Here is a 20,870-nt window from a genome sequence, read left to right as displayed (position 1 = left end):
GCGGTATCTTAAGAAGCCGCCACCAAACTGTCAAGGAGGTAAGGAGACAGTTTGTTCAAAATATAGCAAAACAGTTCAGCAGTCTTTTGAGTATCGTATAAAGCAGAGTGTGCTTCTTTACCATCAAACTCAATTCCAGCTTGAATACATGCTTTTGCAAGTACAGTTTGTCCAAACATTACTGCACTTAAAGTGACCGTATCCATCACTGAAAAACTATGGAACGGGTTTTGGTTTTTTGTGCCTGAGCGAGCAATGGCCGCTTGTAAAAACCCAAGGTCAAAATGCGCGTTGTGGCCTACGAGTACTGCATGAGTACAATGTTGCTGTTTACGAACTTCATTAACCGATTTAAAAATGCGACGTAAAGCAGTTCTTTCATCTTCAGCCATTGCAATACGCATTGGGTTGAATGGGTCAATACCAATGAAGTCTAGCGAACGGCGGTCGAGGTTAGCCCCTTCAAAAGGGTTAATATGTGCATGAAATGCAGGACCAGGGACAAATTGTCCCTGCGCATCATACACAATCGGAATGCATGCGATTTCTAGCAATGCATCTGTCTGGGCATTAAAACCTGCCGTTTCAACATCGACAACAACAGGTAAGAAGCCACGAAAACGTTGGCCAATGACCGGGACAGAGTTTTCTTGTGTCACACTTTTCTCCATTGCAGCGTTTTCCCGGCATGCAGCGGGATGATTTTTTGATTATCTAAATAATCAAAAGATTCTGGAACGAGGTTATCTTCTTTAACCAAAGTAATGGTAGAAGTATTACGTGGTAGACCGTAGAAGTCCGCACCAAAATGGCTAGCAAAACCTTCTAGACGCTCTAATTTACCGACTTGGTCAAATGCTTGTGCATAAAGCTCAATTGCATTTGGTGCACTATAGCAGCCTGCACATCCACAAGCATTCTCTTTTGCATTTTGTGCATGAGGAGCGCTGTCTGTACCTAAGAAAAATTTAGGATTACCGCTTGTCGCTACTTCAAGTAAAGTCGTTTGATGCGTTTGGCGTTTTAAAATTGGTAAACAGTAGAAGTGCGGTTTAATACCACCGACCAACATATCATTACGGTTAAATAATAAATGTTGTGGAGTGATTGTTGCCGCCACATTACGGTCTTGTTCTAAAACAAAGTGTGCTGCATCACTAGTAGTGATGTGCTCAAGCACAACTTTAAGTTTCGGGAACTGTTTCAATAGAGGTGATAATACCTCATCTAGGAAGCGTTTTTCACGATCAAAAATATCTACATGATTATGAGTTACTTCACCATGAAGCAATAACGGAACTTGATGTTCCTCTAATTGCTCAATGACTGCATAAACTTTACGAATATCACTCACACCATTATCGGAGTTTGTGGTCGCACCAGCAGGATAAAGCTTAATCGCATTTACATGTTCTGATTCTTTAATTTTACGAACTTCATCTGGTGAAGTGTGGTCAGTAAAATAAAGCACCATACGAGGGTCAAAATTATTGCCTTCCGGAACATGAGCAAGAATGCGTTCGCGATAAGCTAAAGCTTCTTCTACTGTTTTTACAGGCGGTACAAGGTTAGGCATACAAATCGCGCGGGCGAATTGTTTAGCCAAATCTGGAACAGTACGTTTTAATGCTAAACCATCACGTAAATGTGCATGCCAATCATCTGGCTGGAGCAGGGTAATAGAGTTCAAGGCAGTTCAAACTTCGAAATAAAACAAATGATAATCGATAAAGTGTGAAAATGGTAACGAGAATTACGGACAAATGGCAAAATAAAGCGCAGGGAGCTTTAAAAAATAATGTTATATTTTGTTAATGCAGAATATGTAGGAATCGACTAGTGGCGAATAGGGGAAATGTACATCAATTACTCAAATCTAAAGAAGAAATCGAGTATTTGGTCACTCTACATACCCATCGTTATGCCAATATGCCTTTGCCCAAACAACTGGAAAAAAAATTCTGGTGTTTAAATCTTGATCGAACTAGACAGAACATCTCAAAGTTTCTAGCAAGTGGTGTACTCACTTATTTAATTTTTATTTTATTGGCCCTGCCGACCGACTATTTAGTGATTGGGGTACCTTATATTACTTTGGACTTTATTCATTGCTTACTTAGCGCAATGAATATTGCACTTGCCCTGTTATTGTTCTGGGTTTTTGCCAAATTTACAAAACTCTCCGAGCACTTTTATTTAGCTGCATGTGGCATTGTATTTTTAACCATTATTATTAATGCGATGTTATTGCTTAGTGTCGGAAATATGGCGCTTAAGAACCAGTCTATGTTGCTTCTTTCATTTTTATATATGCTCGGGTTCATATTAAGCGGTATTAAACCTTTGCACATGCTTTGTGTTGGTTTATTGGCAGCATTTTTAGTTTTTGCTTTTCTTATTTTGTTAGACGTAAATTGTGACTATATTGCACTGGGTCGTGCTTTGTTCGGTAGTTGTATTTTAGGTTTCTCGATTAGCAGTATGCTCATCTCAAGAGAAAGAAGCCTTTTTTTAAATAACCAGCTTGCTGAAATTAATGAGCAGATCTTACGGATTGAAGCGTCGGAGTTATTGCATTTAAGCCAGCAGGATGCCCTGACTCAAATTTCGAATCGACGTACATTTGATGAGATGTTTGATTTTTTCTACTACCGAGCAAATCAAGAGAAGCGTCCTTTAGCTGTTTTATTTATTGATATTGATTTTTTTAAAAACTATAACGATTTTTACGGGCACCAGATGGGAGATAAAGTCATCTCTAGCATTGCCGCAGCAATTAAAAACTCAATTCGTCATGTCGATTTTGTTGCGCGTTATGGAGGCGAGGAGTTTGTTGTACTATTACCTGAAACACCTGCACAGGGTGCTTATTCAGTAGCTGCAAATATCTATAAAGCCATTGAACGGCAAGCGATTCCTCATGCAGCTTCTTTAGTGTCAAAGTATGTCACTATCAGTTTAGGGTTTACCGTATATACGGGTGGGCTAAAGATGGGACAAGATAGGCTTATTCATGCGGCAGATCAGGCTTTATACCGGGCAAAACAGCTTGGCCGTAATCAAATTTATTATCAGCCATTACAAGTCGCCGAAATTGCCTAACTTAATTTTAAATATAAAAAAGCCACCTATTGAGGTGGCTTTTTTGACGTTATAAGAAATTATTTTTTCTTATTGTCTAATTGAGGTACAGCAGAACCTTGACCGATTGAAAGTAAACCAGCATCTGTATAGATACCTAGTTTTGCACGTGTATCGGTAATGTCGAGGTTACGCATAGTCAACTGACCAATACGGTCCATTGGCGTAAACATTGAATCACCTTTTTCCATTGTTAAACGTTCAGCTTCGTACGTTAAGTTTGGAGATTCAGTGTTCATGATGGTGTAGTCATTACCACGACGAAGTTCAAGTGTTACTTCACCAGTAATCGCTTTAGCTACCCAACGCTGTGCAGTTTCACGCAACATAAGCGCTTGTGAGTCGAACCAACGGCCTTGGTAAAGTAAACGGCCTAAACGTAAACCGTTAATGCGGTATTGTTCGATCGTATCTTCGTTGTGAATACCAGTAACCAAACGCTCGTAAGCAATATGAAGAAGGGCCATACCCGGTGCTTCATAGATACCACGAGATTTCGCTTCGATAATACGGTTTTCGATTTGGTCAGACATACCTAAACCATGACGGCCACCAATACGGTTTGCTTCAAGAATAAGCTCAACCGGATTTTCAAAACGCTGACCATTTAATGCAACAGGTACACCTTCTTCAAAACGTACAGTCACTTCTTCTGGTTTGATTTCAACTTCTTCTTTCCAGAAAGCAACGCCCATGATTGGGTCAACGATTTTGATACCTGCATTTAGGTATTCAAGATCTTTTGCTTCGTGAGTTGCGCCCAACATGTTTGAGTCAGTTGAGTACGCTTTTTCTTTTGACATTTTGTAGTCAAAACCGTTGTCGATGAGGAACTGTGACATTTCTGCACGGCCACCAAGCTCATCAATAAAGTTTTGATCTAACCACGGCTTGTAAATTTTAAGATTTGGGTTGGTCAACAAACCATAACGATAGAAACGTTCAATATCGTTACCTTTATAAGTTGAACCGTCACCCCAGATGTTTACGTCATCTTCTTTCATGGCAGTAACGAGCATAGTACCTGTTACTGCACGACCGAGTGGAGTCGTATTGAAATAAGGAACACCACCTGTACTGATATGGAATGCACCACACTGAATTGCAGCAATACCTTCAAGCGCCAATTGTAAGCGGCAGTCAATCAAGCGAGCTTTTACAGCGCCGTATTGTTCTGCTTTCTTTGGAATTGCATCGTAGTCATCTTCATCTGGCTGGCCTAAGTTTGCAGTATATGCATAAGGCTCAGCGCCTTTTTGTTTCATCCACAATAAAGCAGCTGAAGTGTCTAGACCACCAGAGAAGGCAATCCCAACTTTTTTGCCTACTGGTACATGCTGCAAGATAGTTGCATTATCAGTCATTGCTAATCCTAACATTTATGAAAAAGACCCCGTTGAGGCGGTCTCGAGAATTCTGAATGGCGGCTATTGTAGCACTATTCATGGTGCTTTTTTTGGCAAAAAAAGCATTAATTCACTTGTTCTGATGGCTATTTATTATTTAAAGAAAAATATGGGATTATCTGCTTCATTTATAGATTGACCATAATCTCAAATAAAAAATAATTCTTGGTCATCCAAAATTATCAAAAAAGTATTAAAGTACTATGCAACAAGTTGCAAAAAAATATTGGGACGCAGCATGACAAGTTACGCCAATTTATTAAAACCATTACATTTGGGCTTCACAACCATTAAAAACCGTGTGGTCATGGGATCTATGCATACGGGGCTTGAAGACCGCTTTTTTAACTACCCAAAACTGGCAGCTTATTTTGAAGAGCGTGCCAAAGGTGGAGTTGGTTTGATTGTGACTGGCGGTATTTCTCCGAACCGTCAAGGATGGTTGGCTCCGGCTGGCGGAACCATGAATAGTTTATTTGATATTCCGCAGCACCGTTTGGTGACTCATGCCGTCCATAAACATGGTTCAAAAATTTTGATGCAAATTTTGCATGCAGGACGCTATGGTTACCAGCCATTTGTAGTGTCTTCGAGTGCAATAAAATCACCAATTTCACCATTTAAACCACGTCAACTTTCTGAAAAAAATATTCTCAGTACCATTGAAGATTATGCACAGTGTGCCGACATTGCCAAAAAGGCAGGCTACGACGGCGTTGAAATTATGGGGTCGGAAGGATATCTGATTAACCAGTTTTTAAGTCGCCATGTAAACCAGCGTACAGACCGTTGGGGTGGTGAAATTGAAAACCGTATGCGTTTCCCGGTTGAAATTGTCAAAGCGATCCGCGCAAAAGTTGGCGAAAAATTTATTATCTGTTTCCGTTTATCGCTGCTTGACCTTGTGCATGACGGTAACACCATGCAAGAAGTGGTTACGGTTGCGAAAGCTTTAGAAAAAGCGGGTGTCACTTTATTAAATACGGGTATTGGCTGGCATGAAGCACGTGTGCCGACTATTGTCACCTCGGTCCCTCGTGCAGCGTTTGTCGATTATACGGCTCATGTAAAACAACATATTTCAATTCCGGTAATTGCGTCTAACCGTATTAATATGCCTGAAACTGCTGAAGAGATTTTGGCAACTGGCAAAGCAGATATGATTCAAATGGCTCGCCCTTTATTGGCGGATGCTTTTTGGGTAAATAAAACTGCGACCAATCGTGTAGATGAAATCAATACGTGTATTGCCTGTAACCAAGCATGTTTAGATCATGCATTTAAAAATAAGCGTGTATCTTGTTTAGTAAACCCACGTGCAGGCCATGAAACTGAATTGGTTTATTTAAAAACCAAACAACCAAAGCGTATCGCCGTTGTAGGTGGTGGTGTAGCCGGTATGTCTGCTGCAACTGTTGCTGCAAGTCGTGGTCATGCAGTGACCCTGTTTGAAGCCAATGCAGATGTAGGTGGTCAATTTAACTTTGCAAAGGTTGTGCCGGGTAAAGAAGAATTTCACGAAACGATTCGCTACTTTAAAGTACAACTTCAAAAAACTGGGGTAGATGTTCGTTTAAATACTCGTGTTAATCGTGAACAACTTGAACGTGAAGGTTTTGATGAGGTGATTGTGGCGACTGGAGTCGTGCCGCGTGCATTAAAGATTGAAGGAAGTAATTCACCTCAAGTTCTTTCTTATGCTCAAGTTTTACAGGGCGCTGAAGTTGGACGAAAGGTTGCAGTGATTGGGGCAGGTGGTATTGGTTTCGATGTCTCAGAATTTTTACTTAAACCACCACATCAACCACAGCCTCAACCTTTAGCCGAGTGGCAACGTGAGTGGGGTGTAGACCCAGATCCAAATTATGTTTCTGAAGGTGGTATGCAACCACCAGTAGTTGAGCCAGCAATACGAGAAATTTATTTATTGCAACGTAAAACAACCCCACTCGGTATTGGTCTTGGCAAGACTTCGGGGTGGGTACATCGTGCCCAGCTTAAAAAGCATGGTGTACGCATGCTTCGTGGCGTGCAATATAAAGCAGTTACCGATGAAGGGCTTTGGATTGAGCATAATGGTCAAGACCAGCTTTTACGTGTAGATACCGTTGTGGTGTGTGCGGGGCAAGAGTCGGTAAAAGACTTGATGCCAAAAGAAGGGGAGTCGACTATAGCGAACTACCATATTATTGGTGGTGCAAAGCTCGCAGCAGAGCTAGATGCGAAGCGTGCGATTAAAGAAGGAGCAGAATTGGCTGCCCAGTTGTAAAATTGATGAAACAATATGCACTTGAACACAAAGCGATGATTTTTTTCTTGAATAAAATGAATAAGCTTTGTATTCTTACGCACATGGAAGCGTGGCAGAGCGGTTTAATGCACCGGTCTTGAAAACCGACGAGGGTGTGAGTCCTCCGTGAGTTCGAATCTCACCGCTTCCGCCAAATTCAAGTTTCTGACACTGTTTAACACTATATAAGTTTATGATTTATAAGGTTAAAGTTGGAAATATACGATATGACAAGCCGTGACGCACTACGCCAATCGGTAGTTATAAAGTAGTAAAAAATGCAGTAAGATTATTTCTTACTGCATTTTTTTATGTCTGAATTATGGCGACTCGTGGAATCAATAAGCTTAGTGCTTTACAAGTTAAAAAAGCTAAACCTGATCCTGACAAGATGTATAAGCTGTCTGATGGGGGAAACCTGTACCTGCGTATTGATCAGAGTGGTAGCAAGTACTGGATATTCAATTACACACGTCCATTTTTAGCCAAACGTAATGATTTATCTTTAGGTACTTATCCTGAAGTTTCACTGGATGATGCTCGCACTATTCGTGATGAATATAAGAAGCTCATTAAGCAGGGCATCGATCCAGCAATGGAGCGGATTGAAACCAAGTCCCAGAAACAGAAAGAAGCAGAAAATACCTTTCGTATTGTTGCTGAAGCATGGCTATATAAACGTGAGCTAGAGCAAAAACAGGATGAAGAGACGATCCGTCGTTTAAAGCACGATGTCTATCCCTATATTGGTGATTTAACCTTTCCACAGCTTACCTTGGAAATTCTTGAGATTAAGGTCTTTAAGCGCATTATTGAACGTGGTGCATTGTCAGTTGCCAAACGCCTAAAATCGGACTTGAACCAGATATTTAAGTCAGCACGTAAAAAGAAGCTGATTCAATACAATCCTATTGAGGATATTGAACTGCCCAAACCACAGGGTGGGAACTTTGCAGCCGTGACAGAGGAGCAGGAACTAGCTCCAATGCTCAATAAAATTTGGAACTACTCCAAACTTTATCCACGTTGTTCACATATCACACAAGTGGCGTTAAAAATCTCCGTGTTGACCTTTCAGCGACCTGGGGAGATACGCAAGCTGAAAAAGGAGTATTTCTATTGTGAAGAAAGATGCTTTAAATTTACAGCTAGTAAAACCAAGCAGCTTCATATTGTACCATTGTCAGATCAGGCCTTTGACTTAATTGATTCAATTATTGATCTGCACCCATACAGTGAATACATTTTCGTGGGTCGGGATGGTAAAACTTTTATTTCTGATAATACGATTAACTCAGCGTTAAAACGCTTGGGCTATGCTGGGAAGCAAACGGCACATGGATTACGTGCAACCGCACGAACCATGTTGGATGAAATATTAGAACAACGTGTAGACTTTATTGAGCATCAATTGGCACATAAAGTAAAAGATAATAATGGTACAGCCTACAATCGAACCAAATTTTTAAACAATCGTCGGGAGATGATGCAGGAGTGGGCGAATTACCTAGAATCATTGCTGGATCAGCAACAGTAAAAAGATGAAAATCCAATGATAAAAAAATAGCCTGTCAAACGACAGGCTATTTAATTTATGCTGCTTTAAGCTCTTTGAGTTCAAGCCATTCAATAATCTGGCTTTCAGCCCATGTGGGCATACTTGCTGTTAAATAGGTAGGTTCAGGAAAATCACCCCGACGAATCATTTTCCAGAAGGTGGATTCTGCAATATTCAATATCCCTTTGGTTGCAGGCTTATAAGATAGCTTTCGTCTGCGACCACCACGATCTACATAGTCCTTGGCAGGGCGTTCAGGGTAGTTGACTAAGTCTTTGACACGATAATGCTGTTCTATCATTTTCCACCTCTAGGATTTTATACACATAAATATTAACAGTATGAAAGTATTGATATTGAACATTGCATACTTTCATATGGCTCATGATAGACAGTGGTATACAGTGATAAAAGAACAGTGCATAATTATAAAAAAACATTACTATTATACATTGTTAACATATTGGAATATAAAAATATGTCTATTATAAAATTTGAAGACTTAAATGAATTGGAACAGGAGTTCATTGATTGTCTGTTTACTTATTATGAATCCAGTTTTTTACAAAATGAGGCATGTGGAAATATAAAAACAGCTGATGAGCCAGAAAAAAGAATCATCGTTGCTGAGTTAAGCGATATACAGCGAAAGGTGCTGAACGAGCGACTACACCTCAATGATTTAATTCTGAAAGAAATAAATGAATTTCATCAACTGATTTTAGGTGAGAATACTGTCATTTCACCTATGCAGATAGTAGTACTATTGGAACAGCTAAATGCATTAAAAGACGAGTTTGATACGCTTTCAAATACAATTCAAAAAAAACGTTATAGTGTCATTTTACAGGCTTATCAGGCTCTGGATGAAAATATTTGCACCCAACGCAATTTAAAGATTTTGAAACGAATGAGAGGTATTCGGGCAGTCAAAGTTCGTAATGATAAGAATGTATACCCACGGCATCAAATTCTGTATCGGGTTTTAAGGGATGAAGCTCATAAAAATGGTCGGTGGGAGAATTTATCACAGGCGGTAAAATCAATTTTGCCAATACTTAGACTTGAATATCAAAAAAATAATCTGGTCTGGATTCAGAATGAAATAGATTCTAAGCTGGCATTGATTGAAGAATTGGAAAAGGGACGACTCATTAATTCCCATAATAAACAGAATGAAAATTATCATGGAAAGGTTTATCAGAATCGTAAATATCAGAACAGGATCGACAAACTTCAGTTAGAAATAAACGAATTAATCATTGCTCAGAAGTCAACTGACCCTGCTTTGCTGCTGGGGAAAAAAATACCCTATAACACCATTTATAATGATGAAAGTATTCTTCACCACTTAAGGGATTGTACTGAACTGTTACAGGATATTCTTATTCAAAAGTGATAAGAAGTACTCATAAAAAACAATCATCAGCTTATTCATTACCAAAAGTATCAGAAGCAATTTGATCAACGGATAGGTGCCTGATTTGCTCTAGCTGAATATTTTTCTGTATTTCCTTTAAAAACTGGAGTTTTAATTTCTGAATTTCACTGGCGTCCTGAAGGGGGCTATTGGTTAATTCATTAATGGTAATTTTACTGTTGATTAATTCATTAATGAGATACTTCTGGATGACTTCATCCTGTTTGCGTACCTGAAGCTGTTTAATATAAAGCATTTTATCAAGGGCTTTGATGCGTTGGTTCAATTCCTCAATAATCATGTCTTTTTCATTTAATTTTTGCTTATAGGGTGGAGGGAGCGTTTGCTTTGCCTCATACGTATTCATCAGGAATTCTAGACACTCTGCCTCAGTTTTAAGTTTGAGCTTTTCAGTCAATGCCTCCATTTTTTTGGCTGTATGTGAGGTTAGATAAAATTGCTTTCTCACATTCGCATGATTTTTCTTGGAATATTTGAAATTTCTGAATCTATTTTTTAGATCGGAAAAATATTTTTCATTGAGTAAAAGTACCCATTGATTCGTTATTTCTGCTACGAGTAATGGGTGGATCATGGTTTCGATGGGCTGAATTTGCAATCGTCCATCAGGAAGCTGAACTATCTGCAGTAGTGCCTGCTCTTTGTTACATTCGTGCTCTAAAAACAAGGATTTTAATGTCTGATCTTTATCAAGCCATTGTTGCAATGTCAGTTGTTTTCTTGCCATTTTGATGTTCTATGATGTTTGAAATTCTAATATGATTATAGATTTTAATTAAGGTGGAATAAACATTTCTAAATACGTTTAGTAAATGTTTATTTGTTTTAAATTTATTTTATAGTAAATATTTGTGCCTATCTAAAAATAATTCTAAAATTTACTAATAGCAATGTTGAATGAATAAAAATGTATGGATGAAATGACAGAAGAGCATAAGCAGCTCATTTTTAATTTTAATGAGTTATCACCACATAGATTAAGTTCCTACGCTAGACTGGTGCTGATTAAATTTATTAGTCTCTTTGGTACACAAAAAACCAACGATTCATTGTTGGAATTGTCTGAAAAGATAGGTGTGCAACATAAAAAATTAAAACTGGTATTGGAGGAGTTATCAGGCTTTGAGATATTGGAGTTTTCATATCCAGAAACAGGTCGGCGGGCAAGAGTTAGAACAATACAGCTGAATTTAGATTATTTAAATCTGCTATTGAGTAAAGTTAATCAACATGAAACATCCCATCATAGGTATGTCCGCCTTAAGAGAGCGATTAAGCAGTTTGACCTTTTAATGCTTATTTTAATCAAATTATCTCAAGTCAGAGTGACCACTAAAAAGTTTGATTTACTACCCGAACAAAAACTGGATTTTAGGGTATTGTTGACATTATCAAACTTGACTCGCTCATGTGATGCTTATGGGGTGATACGTAATATAGGTACAACACAACTGGTTGCTAAAACAGGGTTAAATAAGCAAGCAATATTTGATTCGATCTACTTTTTGAAAAAGATAGGTCTGCTTCGGGTACATGTGCATGGGACGATCAATAACAAATTTATAAAAAATATAACGCCAACCTACGTGTTGAATTTATCTCATACCTTTTGGGGTAATCATGCTCGGTATGGTCGGTTTTATATATTGGAAGCGAGTGAAAGACATCATTTTGAAATAAAAATGATTGCTGATATTTTTACGGTAATTTCTGAGCAGGTGCAGCCGTTGGATTCTGACAACTCACGCGATCTCAATCACCTTACGACATTGGTTCTTAAGGGGCTTGATTCAGATAAAATCAACATTATTTCTGGAACAATGATTGAGCGTATCCAGTCTTCATCACAAGTTCAGGAGACGATTTCTAGTTTCATTAAAGAATGTCTAATTCATTATTTGCAATTACAACAATGCCATCAGGAACAAGGAGATTTGACAGTATTTGCAAAAGTGTTCAAACAAGCATTAATCAATAAAAAGAAGCAACATATCAAGTTGAATGATTTGGATTCAAATTTGACAATGATGCAATGCTATTTTGAATCATGGTGTTGCAGACTGCTTGATCAGCGGGGTTTACGTCAGCATATCTTACAAGGTTCACTGTTATATGGTGTAGATATTTTAAATCGGACTACAATTGAAAAAGATATTTATCCTTTTGTCTTTCAAGAAAAATACCGTTTGGAATTGATTACAAATCCTGACTTAATCAGAAACAGCGATCCAGATGCGGACATCCAAATACAGATTCAGAAGCTAGAGAAACAGGAGCAACGGTTCATCCTAGAATTCTTATTATTTTGTTTGAATTTGATTGCCAAAAATCAGATTTTACCATTTTTAAAAAGTACGCGAAGACTCAGTCATGTAGCAGGCAAGTTTTTTCAAATTATACCAAAAGTCGAGTCGCAGAAAATGTATAGTTGTATCTATGTGCCCGATTCAACACTCACTAAAGATGAGTTTTTTCTGATCGATATCCCTCATCCAATTCGTGGGAAAGAGGAGGAATATTCGAACGAAGACTATTTGCTGAAATTCATTGAACCTAGTGTTGATGACATGAAAAAATATGGATTGCTGGATCAGTTTTATACAGGAGGAACTGAATTGCTGAATAAAAAAGTAGCGTAAGTTTAGCTTCTGTAATATTCCCATAATTTGGTTATTCTCGCTGTATGGCGCAGTGGTGTAATGGTCAGTCTAGACAGGTTTGCTTAACAGGTAATATATATTATTATCTATTAATAATATAAACAATAACTTATATCGTTGATTAAATACAGTGAGTTATTTAGTTAAGTATAGCCCATACTCAAATGGGTTATAGACAATGTATCAATATCAAATCACTAAAAGCATTCTAAATTAACCCTATAGTATGTTCCAAAGTCTCTAAGCATGTTCAGCTAAGCAGGATGACCACAACATCCTGCTTTAGAATCATGATCAGTAAAATTTTACATCTCTCACTTAGATATGAACCTTATGTTTCAGTGAGAACCTAAATGTACCAGAATAATCCATTAGAAAGTGAATCATCCATTCTTATCTCAATCGAAGATTTTATGGTTAGTACATGCCATGAGCAATTTGTTGATGATCATGAAGAATTCAAGCGAGAGCTGTTGGATGCTGTGTGTGCTTTTAAGGTGATTTACAGAGAAGATTTTACTTATTCCAGAATCATTAATGTTTTCAAAAGAGTGATTAATCTCGTAGATTACATTATGGATAAATTGGACTCCCATCTTTATGAAGATATTTTACGATTTGAACTAAACCACATCTTCCATATTCAAGGCATAATTCAACATGAGATGAAAAATACAATACGAGAACAATTCGATTTTCAGCGTCAAGAACAACGTAATCGCTTTAAACTGGAATGCTACCTAAATAAACTGCTTACACACTATGCTAGATTACAGTTTGTTCGAGTAGATATCTCTATTCTTAAAGAATATCAAATCCATTGGGGTATTCAAGACTTTAAGTATGCATTGGATATTCTATGTAATCGTATGTCAAATAAAGATACCTGTTTTAAGCACTTACAAGGTTATGTATGGGCATTAGAGCAGGGTGTAGAAAAAGGCTATCACTGCCATTTATTACTCATCTATGATGGGAATAGTCGTATAGAGGATTCAGGTTTAGCAAAACTGGTGGCTGAGTATTGGAAGCACATCACCAATCAACAGGGTACTCACTACAACTGTAATACCAAAGACAACAAGGAAAAATTTGATAAAAATGGATTGCTTGGGGTTGGAATGATTCATCGTGATCAACCAATACAAGTTACAAATGCGATTCGTGCAGCGATGTACTTGGTCAATCCTGAAAAAGAAGATCAGCGCTTACGGGCTAAAACCTCTCCACAGATGCGGACTTTTGGTACAGGTCAGTTTGAAGTAAAATGGCGCAGAGATATTGAACAAAATGAGTCATTATGATATTAAAAATAGAGAACACGACTATCAGATGTATTCTCTATCTTGTACAGTTTGACATCAAAAAGACAAACTTACATTTCCTTGATCGGTGATTAATTCAGCTTCAAGCACCTGATCACCACGGCATTTCAATAAGTACGATACTGTAGAGCTATAGCTCATTTGCACAGGCATCTTGCTATGAAAGTCAGCGGTGTAATAACCACAACGACCACGATTAATTTTCATGCCTTGTAGAACAAAAGGCTGATTGCTGGTCGATTGAATTTCAAGAATATATTCAATTGCCCCTTGTACATTAAAAGCAGATTGAGATTCTCTAGCACTAATGCGAGCCTTAACATTTAGATCGCTAACTTGTGCAGATTCATTCTCAAGCGGAATGTCAGCAGCTTCCTGAGTGTTGTTTGGATTAAGGTCAGTTTCCATCATGGCTTTCAGCACATCAGGATACTTATTCCATCCACTGATATAAGACTCCGCTTCCTTGACCTCAGCAGGTAAATAGACATGACCATTGTCAATAATCATCTGCATTTCATTGAGTTTAGCTTTAACTGCTTCCTCGGTATAAGGAGCATAGATTGATTGAGTATGCTGAGCAGCATTATTGGTAGGCTCACCTGAAGTATCAGTTTTTGGTGGTTGATTGTTCTGGCTACATGCCATTAACAGGGAACACAAGGCAATGGTGGAAAATAATGATTTCATGATTGCACTCCCTTATAATTTAGGACGAATAACAACAAACCAGACGAATAGTAGAATCAAAATTCCACCAACAATTTTACCGATTACAGGAAACATCACCGCAGGCCACACTAAGCCTTGCCCTAAATTGTAGGTAAATGGCTTATAGTTATACTGCCCCCAGAAATGTTGATAGATGGCAAAAAAGAATCCAATGACCAGATAAGTGCTGATCAGTCCAGCTTTAAGATTAGAATTCATTTACTTCCCCCCCAGTTGCAAATTTTGCCAATGCAATAAAAATTCCCATCACGATCATGAAGCTAATGAAGGGTAGACCCAGTACACAAATCACAGCGATGACGCAGATAATGCCTGCAAGTGTTCTCATGGCTACTCCTTCATACACTGATAGGACACATTGACCATATCCATCTGGAAGGATTCAGTTTGTTGTAAGGTGTAGATATTTTCTTTCAGTCCACCCTCACCATATTTCTTTTCAAGTTTGTCGTAGATGCATGAACAAGTGCTGTCATTAATGCCGCCTGTTTTACAACCACTGATAAACTGGCGTTCGGTTTTGCTGGCACAGCCTGATGCTAGAAGTGCAACTGAGACAACAATGAGTGAAGTTTGAATTTTCATCATTTCCCCTAATTTTTATTGTGTTATTTGATGTGTAATATATTTTGCTGAATTGACTAAAGTGTAGATCTGAAAAAGCTTTCCAAGGCTAGATAGCGTTTAGATCAGTCAAATAAGCAAAAAATTTTGAAAGTTGCTATTGCAACAGAGGAATAGAAAATCGTTTTAGGGAAAATAATATAGATAGAAAGTGCTGAGTCATGGTGACTACTCCTTTTGTATGAAAGAGAGTCTTACCAAATTACTGTCAAATAATGGTGGCAAGACTGGGCGGGTTGACAGACTGATACAAAAGGAAATCAGCGCACGCAAGCGTGCCCCTCCCAGTCTCACCGTAAAGGCGTGACTTAAGAGAACGCACAAAACCATCACAGCGTTGTTGTGCGCCTTTTGTAAACGGTCTGTCAAAACCGACTGACGATGTAGGTCAGCAGTCGAATGATAAAATTAAGGGTGAGTTTAGTCAATCGAGGTTATGAAAATATATAAATAAATCAATAATTTTATTATTTTTAATACACTAGTACTTTTTCAATTTTAAGTAATATAATTCTGGTGTCTAAAATAGTAAATTATCTGAAAATTCAAAAAATTAGGGGGATATATGAATTTTAAATTACTTAAAGTACGACTAGATAGAATTAAAACTCAAAAACATACACTTACTCCAGAAGATATGTTGATGTTAGTTACTCAAGAAAAAGCTGATCTTAATTCGGGGTTTTTCTCTCGCTTATTTAGTGTGACTATTCCACAAAAATGGGAATTTTCTATCAATTCATCTGAGGAAATTGGCGTTGCTTTAGAATTGGTTGAATTGATTGAAACAGTATTTATCCCTCACTATCAGGGGCATGCAAAAAATTATGCTTGGTTAGAGCAATGTATTTTATTCAAACTCAAGCATCAAGCGTCGATGAATATTTCTGAATTAGTCAGTCGGTATTTATCGAAGATTGAAAAAAGTGAACATTTACAGATTAGTCGAGAGATCTTAAAAATTTTATTTGAGCGTGAGCCTAGCAATGCTGTCATTAAAGCACAGGCGATAGTGTACAAACGTAGTCAAATCTATACTAGCGCTATAGAAAAGTTTGAGTACTATTTTGAGCATTGTTCTTATCAAGAAACATTATATTTTGATTATCTTGAATGTTTAATAATGCGGAAGAATGTTATCTATAATCAGGAAAAAGGAGAGTTTGGTGATTTGCAATATGCTGTATATTTACTTTGCTCTATAGACGATGCGAAAGATAGAGCATTACAAGGGAATCTACTCAATCGTGCTATAACAGCCCTTTTACCAGAAGACGTTATTGCAACTCGTCCTGAAGATACGAATTTCTTAGCTGACATGGGACGTGGGCTAAATAGTTTTAGTAAGGGAGTTGGTACATTTTTTGGAGGGCGTGATTCGCAGATTCCATATAGTGAAGGAATTATTGCGAGTGCACCAAAACTTTTGAAAAATAAAAAAATTGTTGAGTGTCTTAACCAAAATCAAAAAGCACAAAAAGAGCTAGAAAAAATATTATCTGATCAAGGGCTAAAGGTGGGTGTGGGCTTAACGGCATCCGCATATTCTTTAGGATTAATTTGGGATTATGCACATATTGATCCATCTGTATTAGATGCATTGAGCTTTGCATCAAAAGGAAATCCTGAAAACTTAAATACTTTACAAGACATTTCAGCGAATACACTAGATAGTGCAGGAGCAGTGACTCGTTTAACTGGTTATGTTGCTGAACAACAGGTTGCACTGAATTTACAACAACAAGGACATACAGTTGAATTTCCCGATAGCGCAAACCAAGCTGGTTATGATTTGATTGTTGATGGCACACCGATGCAAGTTAAGTGCTCAATGGATGCTGATTATGTATTAAGTCATTTTGATAAGTATCCAGATATTCCAGTGATTGTGAACAGTGAACTTGCAGAGCAGCTAGGTAATCATCCGATGGTGTTAGTGGATACCACTTTAAGCTATGAAGCTGTTCAGGAAACTACTGGTGTAGGACTAGAGCAAGTTTCAGATTTTGCGGATGTAGGAGATATGCTACCAATCCCACTATTAACGATTGGTTTAGCGGCATATCGTAATTATGGTGATTTTAATTCAGGTAAAGTGGATGGCGAGCAATACTTAAAAAATGTTGGCAAAGAAACTGCTGCAATTGCTGGAGGTGCAATGACAGGGTCAATGCTACTCGGCGCATTAGCAGGTCTTGCTACAGGTGGTGTTGGAGTCATTGTTGCGAGTGGTATTGGTGCATATATGGGAGGGGTTGCTGGTTCTACAGGTGCAAATAGTATGAATCGAGAAGCCTTGTGTAATCAGAGAGATATCGTAGTGAAATTACTCATTGAATTCGCAGCGTGGTTCAATGAAAATTTATTGGTTCATCGAACAAATGTGCTATTCAAACAGCTACAAAGTTTTGAAACTCATATGTTGAATAATGCTGATCGTATTATTACTTTTAGTACTTTATTGATCTATCAACATGAAGCTTATATGCGTGCCTATCATCTGAACCAATGGATATTACATAAGTTGCAAAAAGGTAATGAAATGGAAAAGGTTCAAGCTGGTTGGGTGGCTATTGATGAGTCAAGTAATTTTATATCAGTTGATCTACAGCCAAAAATTAATGAAATTAATCGTCAATTAGAGATTTATAGGGAACTTGCCAAACCTGATTCAGCACAGCCTAATCGTACTCATCAGCTTAAACCTGCTTGAGTGTTGGAATAATATTGATAGTTGTATTTGAAATAAAAAATTGGAGAGATTATTTACTAATTGAATTAGTAAATTAAAAGTTATTCCAAATAATTTCAGACACATAATATCCTAATGAGAATCATGAAACTCTTTTGAGTTCTTCATGAAAATATGAAAACAAAGTCTGCCATCGAGCAGGCTTTTTTTATGCACAAAATTTAAGGAGTCGAGCTATGAGCTTGAGCTGTCCCTTTTGCCATTCAACGAATGTGATATTGGTTGAAGCAAGTACACAACAATCAAATACGACCTTAACCAATTTGGTCACACCGACCACATTGGGTGCATTGGGAACCACGGTCGCAAAGTCTTTCAATCTGCCACCGATTGTCGGTGGAATAGCAGGAACGGTACTCGGCAGTGTGTTGAATTCATTTACCGAACAAAGCACACCACCACAGCAGAATTTATGCTTCTGCCACAACTGCTACCAAAAGTTTCCAGCGCACCTTTTGCATTAAAGATCGTTAGTAACCACACAAATTCAAATTTCATTTTCAAATTAAAAGGAATAAAACTATGGCACATCAACTTGAACAAATGGCGTATGTCGGAGAAACCCCTTGGCACGGACTAGGGAATCAACTGACACAAAACCAACCGATTGAAGTCTGGGCACAGCAGGCAGGTATGGATTGGCGGATTGAATCTTCTAATGTCAGTTATATGGCGCAGAATGACCGTGGGCAAAGCATCATCATGCCTTATGAAGAACAACGAGTTTTATATCGCTCTGATACCCATGCTCCACTGTCAGTCGTCAGTCAACGCTTTCAGGAAGTGCAACCGAGAGAGATTTTAGAATTCTATCGTGACCTCACCGAGCAATCAGGTTTTGAACTTGAAACCGCAGGTGTACTCAAAGGTGGCAAGAAATTCTGGGCACTAGCACGTACAGGGCAAACATCCATGTTGAAGGGCAAAGATGTCAGTAATGGCTATATGCTCTTGGCAACAGCATGTGACGGAACCCTTGCCACCACCGCACAATTTACCTCGATCCGAGTAGTGTGCAACAATACTTTAGCGATTGCCTTAAAAGGACAGAACAGCAGTGCAGGTGTGGTCAAAGTTCCACACAGTACTAAATTTGATGCTGATAAGGTCAAACAGCAACTCGGTATTTCAGTACGTGCATGGGATGAACACATGTATGAAATGAAGCAACTGACACAACGTAAAGTGAGTCAGATGGAAGCATCCGCTTACTTTGATGCCGTGTTCAATAACAGCACAATGAACAACGTGGTGGATCAGGAGGACAACATCATCCAGTTCTACCGTGATGTAGCCTTACAAGCCCAAGCCAATGGCAAGGACAAAGCTGAACCAAATGCCAAATCGATGAGTCGAGCTATGGAAATGTTTAATGGTCAAGGACGAGGTGCGGAGCTAAGTTCAGCCAAAGGAACAGCCTATGGATTACTGTGTTCAATCACAGAATTTATAGACCACGAACGTCGTGCCATGAGTACCGATCACCGGCTTGATTCAGCTTGGTTTGGTGCTGGCGCATCGATCAAACAACGAGGATTGGAACAGGCACTTAACATGCTTGCATAGTGCGGAATATACATTTTTCAATCATGGAAAGTTAGACCTAACTAAGCATTTTTAAATGGAATTTCGAATTTTAAAAATTATTAAAACCATAGCTTCGGCTGTGGTTTTTTTATGCCCATTTTTTGTGATCCCCATCATTTTACATAGCAAAATAATCAGGACTTCAATATGAATACCGCAATTTTAAATCCATCTATGCAACAGGCAAGTACCCCATTTATTGCCCCAAAATTATTCACAGCCAAACGCTTGGTCAATACAAAGAATATGACTCAAGCAGAATGGCTTGAAGTCAGACGCCAAGGTATTGGCAGTAGTGACTGTGCCGCAGCCTGTGGACTTAATCCCTATATGTCGATGCTAGAACTGTGGATGATCAAGACAGGTCGAGTTAAACAATCCATTGAAGATGAAAGCACAGGTCATGCCCCTTTATATTGGGGTAAACAACTTGAACCTTTGGTCGCTGAATACTACAGCATGCATACCAACAACAAAGTTCGTCGTATCAATGCCGTACTACAACATCCTGATGAGGATAAGCATTTTATGCTGGCTAACTTAGATTACTCGGTGGTAGGTAGTGAGGAAGTACAGATTTTAGAATGCAAAACCGCAGGGGAATATGGAGCAAAGTTATGGCGAGATGGTGTGCCTTTATACGTATTGTGTCAGGTGCAACATCAACTCGCTGTAACAGGCAAAAAGGCAGCGCATATTTGTGTGCTGATCTGTGGTCATGAAACTCGTATCTATAAAGTGGCACGCAGTGAATCAGTCATTCAACATATTGTGAATGCAGAGCGATACTTTTGGGAGTGTGTGGAAAATGACACGCCACCTTCAGTCGATGCCAGTGAATCGGCAGCTAAAGCCATTCAGCAACTCTATCCTCAACATATTCCACTCAGTGTCGAAGATCTCAGTCAAAATGAACAAGCCAATCAGTTGTTTGCTCAACTGATTCAAGAAAAGCATCATATTGAAAAACACCAAAACAGCTTTGATGAAACTAAGCATCAAATTCAGATGTTAATGAAAGATGCTGAACGAGCAACTTTTGCCAATGGTTCAGTGACGTGGAAACGATCTAAAGACTCCATTGCTTTAGATAATAAGGCTGTATTGAAAATGCATCCTGAACTAATCAATGAGTTTCCACAAAACAAGGTGGGGACACGACGTTTTCAAATCTATAGCAATGATGACTGACCCGATCAAAACCATGCATCTATATCGCTAACTATATATGCATGAAATATCCATTCTTCCCAAAAGCGCAAAAAAACCACCCCCGATCTACCGACTCCCGAAGGAGCGGTAGACCAACAATGGCGGTTTTTGCGAAGTCGTAGCTTTTCATATTTCTGTTTAC

The 20,870-nt window shown here is 38.5% G+C and carries 19 protein-coding genes and 1 tRNA gene; 11 read left to right on the top strand and 9 right to left on the bottom strand.

The annotated features are described in order from the left end of the window. Nucleotides 1-8: 8 nt before the first annotated feature. Together rnt and pyrC are read right to left on the bottom strand one after the other, a co-directional pair. Nucleotides 9-671 carry a ribonuclease T gene (gene rnt, locus G9371_RS16505; RefSeq protein WP_001982681.1) on the bottom strand — a complete coding sequence of 221 codons (663 nt, stop codon included), beginning with the start codon at nt 669-671 and terminating at the stop codon, nt 9-11. Next, on the bottom strand, nt 656-1,690 hold the full coding sequence (gene pyrC / locus G9371_RS16500) for a dihydroorotase (protein ID WP_001084867.1): 1,035 nt from the start codon (nt 1,688-1,690) through the stop codon (nt 656-658). The genes rnt and pyrC overlap by 16 nt, the downstream gene beginning before the upstream one ends. 149 nt (nt 1,691-1,839) lie before the next feature. On the opposite strand from pyrC, the gene G9371_RS16495 reads away from it, so the two are divergent. Continuing rightward, on the top strand, nt 1,840-3,102 hold the full coding sequence (locus G9371_RS16495) for a diguanylate cyclase (protein ID WP_000013374.1): 1,263 nt from the start codon (nt 1,840-1,842) through the stop codon (nt 3,100-3,102). 59 nt (nt 3,103-3,161) lie between these two features. Here G9371_RS16495 and argG read toward each other — a convergent pair whose 3' ends face one another. Next, on the bottom strand, nt 3,162-4,520 hold the full coding sequence (argG, locus tag G9371_RS16490; protein ID WP_009518994.1) for an argininosuccinate synthase: 1,359 nt from the start codon (nt 4,518-4,520) through the stop codon (nt 3,162-3,164). A gap of 265 nt (nt 4,521-4,785) precedes the next feature. Here argG and G9371_RS16485 point away from each other — a divergent pair, with 265 nt between their 5' ends. The 3 genes from G9371_RS16485 (at nt 4,786) to G9371_RS16475 (ending at nt 8,374) form a co-directional block, all read left to right on the top strand. After that, a complete protein-coding gene (locus tag G9371_RS16485; protein ID WP_000205086.1) occupies nt 4,786-6,816 on the top strand; it encodes an NADPH-dependent 2,4-dienoyl-CoA reductase in 2,031 nt (676 codons plus the stop codon). 85 nt (nt 6,817-6,901) lie between these two features. Then, nucleotides 6,902-6,991 (top strand) — tRNA-Ser (locus G9371_RS16480). Nucleotides 6,992-7,159: 168 nt separating this feature from the next. Next, nucleotides 7,160-8,374: a tyrosine-type recombinase/integrase gene (locus G9371_RS16475; protein ID WP_000235462.1), complete on the top strand. Its 1,215-nt coding sequence runs from the start codon at nt 7,160-7,162 to the stop codon at nt 8,372-8,374. Between the two features lie 55 nt (nt 8,375-8,429). Here the strand turns inward: G9371_RS16475 and G9371_RS16470 are convergent, their stop codons facing one another. Beyond that, nucleotides 8,430-8,696 (bottom strand): helix-turn-helix transcriptional regulator, encoded by a 267-nt coding sequence (locus G9371_RS16470; RefSeq protein ID WP_000572501.1) that lies wholly within the window; start codon nt 8,694-8,696, stop codon nt 8,430-8,432. A 177-nt stretch (nt 8,697-8,873) separates the two neighbouring features. Here G9371_RS16470 and G9371_RS16465 point away from each other — a divergent pair, with 177 nt between their 5' ends. Next, nucleotides 8,874-9,794 carry a hypothetical protein gene (locus G9371_RS16465; protein ID WP_000022452.1) on the top strand — a complete coding sequence of 307 codons (921 nt, stop codon included), beginning with the start codon at nt 8,874-8,876 and terminating at the stop codon, nt 9,792-9,794. A gap of 31 nt (nt 9,795-9,825) precedes the next feature. On the opposite strand, the gene G9371_RS16460 is transcribed toward G9371_RS16465, so the two are convergent. After that, nucleotides 9,826-10,563, bottom strand: coding sequence for a hypothetical protein (locus G9371_RS16460; protein ID WP_000101621.1), 738 nt, complete (start codon nt 10,561-10,563; stop codon nt 9,826-9,828). Nucleotides 10,564-10,747: 184 nt separating this feature from the next. Here G9371_RS16460 and G9371_RS16455 point away from each other — a divergent pair, with 184 nt between their 5' ends. After that, entirely contained in the window at nt 10,748-12,475 is a 1,728-nt protein-coding gene (locus G9371_RS16455; protein ID WP_000344079.1) for a hypothetical protein, read from the top strand. A gap of 374 nt (nt 12,476-12,849) precedes the next feature. Next, nucleotides 12,850-13,800, top strand: coding sequence for an inovirus-type Gp2 protein (locus G9371_RS16450; RefSeq protein WP_000284561.1), 951 nt, complete (start codon nt 12,850-12,852; stop codon nt 13,798-13,800). A gap of 57 nt (nt 13,801-13,857) precedes the next feature. Here the strand turns inward: G9371_RS16450 and G9371_RS16445 are convergent, their stop codons facing one another. Genes G9371_RS16445 through G9371_RS16430 form a run of 4 tightly spaced genes read right to left on the bottom strand, consistent with a single transcriptional unit; the run spans nt 13,858 to nt 15,138 of the window. After that, nucleotides 13,858-14,511 carry a hypothetical protein gene (locus G9371_RS16445; RefSeq protein ID WP_000838342.1) on the bottom strand — a complete coding sequence of 218 codons (654 nt, stop codon included), beginning with the start codon at nt 14,509-14,511 and terminating at the stop codon, nt 13,858-13,860. Between the two features lie 12 nt (nt 14,512-14,523). Beyond that, the gene (locus G9371_RS16440) at nt 14,524-14,751 is read right to left on the bottom strand and encodes a hypothetical protein (RefSeq protein ID WP_001087629.1); all 228 of its coding nucleotides are present in this window, start codon (nt 14,749-14,751) and stop codon (nt 14,524-14,526) included. Next, nucleotides 14,741-14,881 (bottom strand): hypothetical protein, encoded by a 141-nt coding sequence (locus G9371_RS16435; RefSeq protein ID WP_001259410.1) that lies wholly within the window; start codon nt 14,879-14,881, stop codon nt 14,741-14,743. Before G9371_RS16435 ends, G9371_RS16440 begins: the two co-directional genes overlap by 11 nt. A 2-nt stretch (nt 14,882-14,883) precedes the next feature. Further along, nucleotides 14,884-15,138 (bottom strand): hypothetical protein, encoded by a 255-nt coding sequence (locus G9371_RS16430; protein ID WP_000701730.1) that lies wholly within the window; start codon nt 15,136-15,138, stop codon nt 14,884-14,886. A 604-nt stretch (nt 15,139-15,742) separates the two neighbouring features. On the opposite strand from G9371_RS16430, the gene G9371_RS16425 reads away from it, so the two are divergent. The 4 genes from G9371_RS16425 to G9371_RS16410 all read left to right on the top strand — a co-directional run bounded on the left by G9371_RS16425 (nt 15,743) and on the right by G9371_RS16410 (nt 20,707). Beyond that, on the top strand, nt 15,743-17,890 hold the full coding sequence (locus G9371_RS16425) for a glycine zipper family protein (RefSeq protein ID WP_001009680.1): 2,148 nt from the start codon (nt 15,743-15,745) through the stop codon (nt 17,888-17,890). Between the two features lie 215 nt (nt 17,891-18,105). Next, the gene (locus G9371_RS16420; protein WP_000058781.1) at nt 18,106-18,393 is read left to right on the top strand and encodes a hypothetical protein; all 288 of its coding nucleotides are present in this window, start codon (nt 18,106-18,108) and stop codon (nt 18,391-18,393) included. Between the two features lie 58 nt (nt 18,394-18,451). Beyond that, a complete protein-coding gene (locus G9371_RS16415) occupies nt 18,452-19,495 on the top strand; it encodes a DUF932 domain-containing protein (RefSeq protein WP_000951122.1) in 1,044 nt (347 codons plus the stop codon). A gap of 168 nt (nt 19,496-19,663) precedes the next feature. After that, nucleotides 19,664-20,707, top strand: coding sequence for a YqaJ viral recombinase family protein (locus G9371_RS16410; RefSeq protein ID WP_001090272.1), 1,044 nt, complete (start codon nt 19,664-19,666; stop codon nt 20,705-20,707). The last annotated feature ends 163 nt before the right edge of the window (nt 20,708-20,870 follow it).

The organism is Acinetobacter sp. EKM10A, from assembly GCF_011075215.1.
Lineage (GTDB): Bacteria > Pseudomonadota > Gammaproteobacteria > Pseudomonadales > Moraxellaceae > Acinetobacter > Acinetobacter baumannii.
Note: the sequence above shows the minus strand (reverse complement) of the source record. Positions and strands in the feature narration are given on the sequence as shown.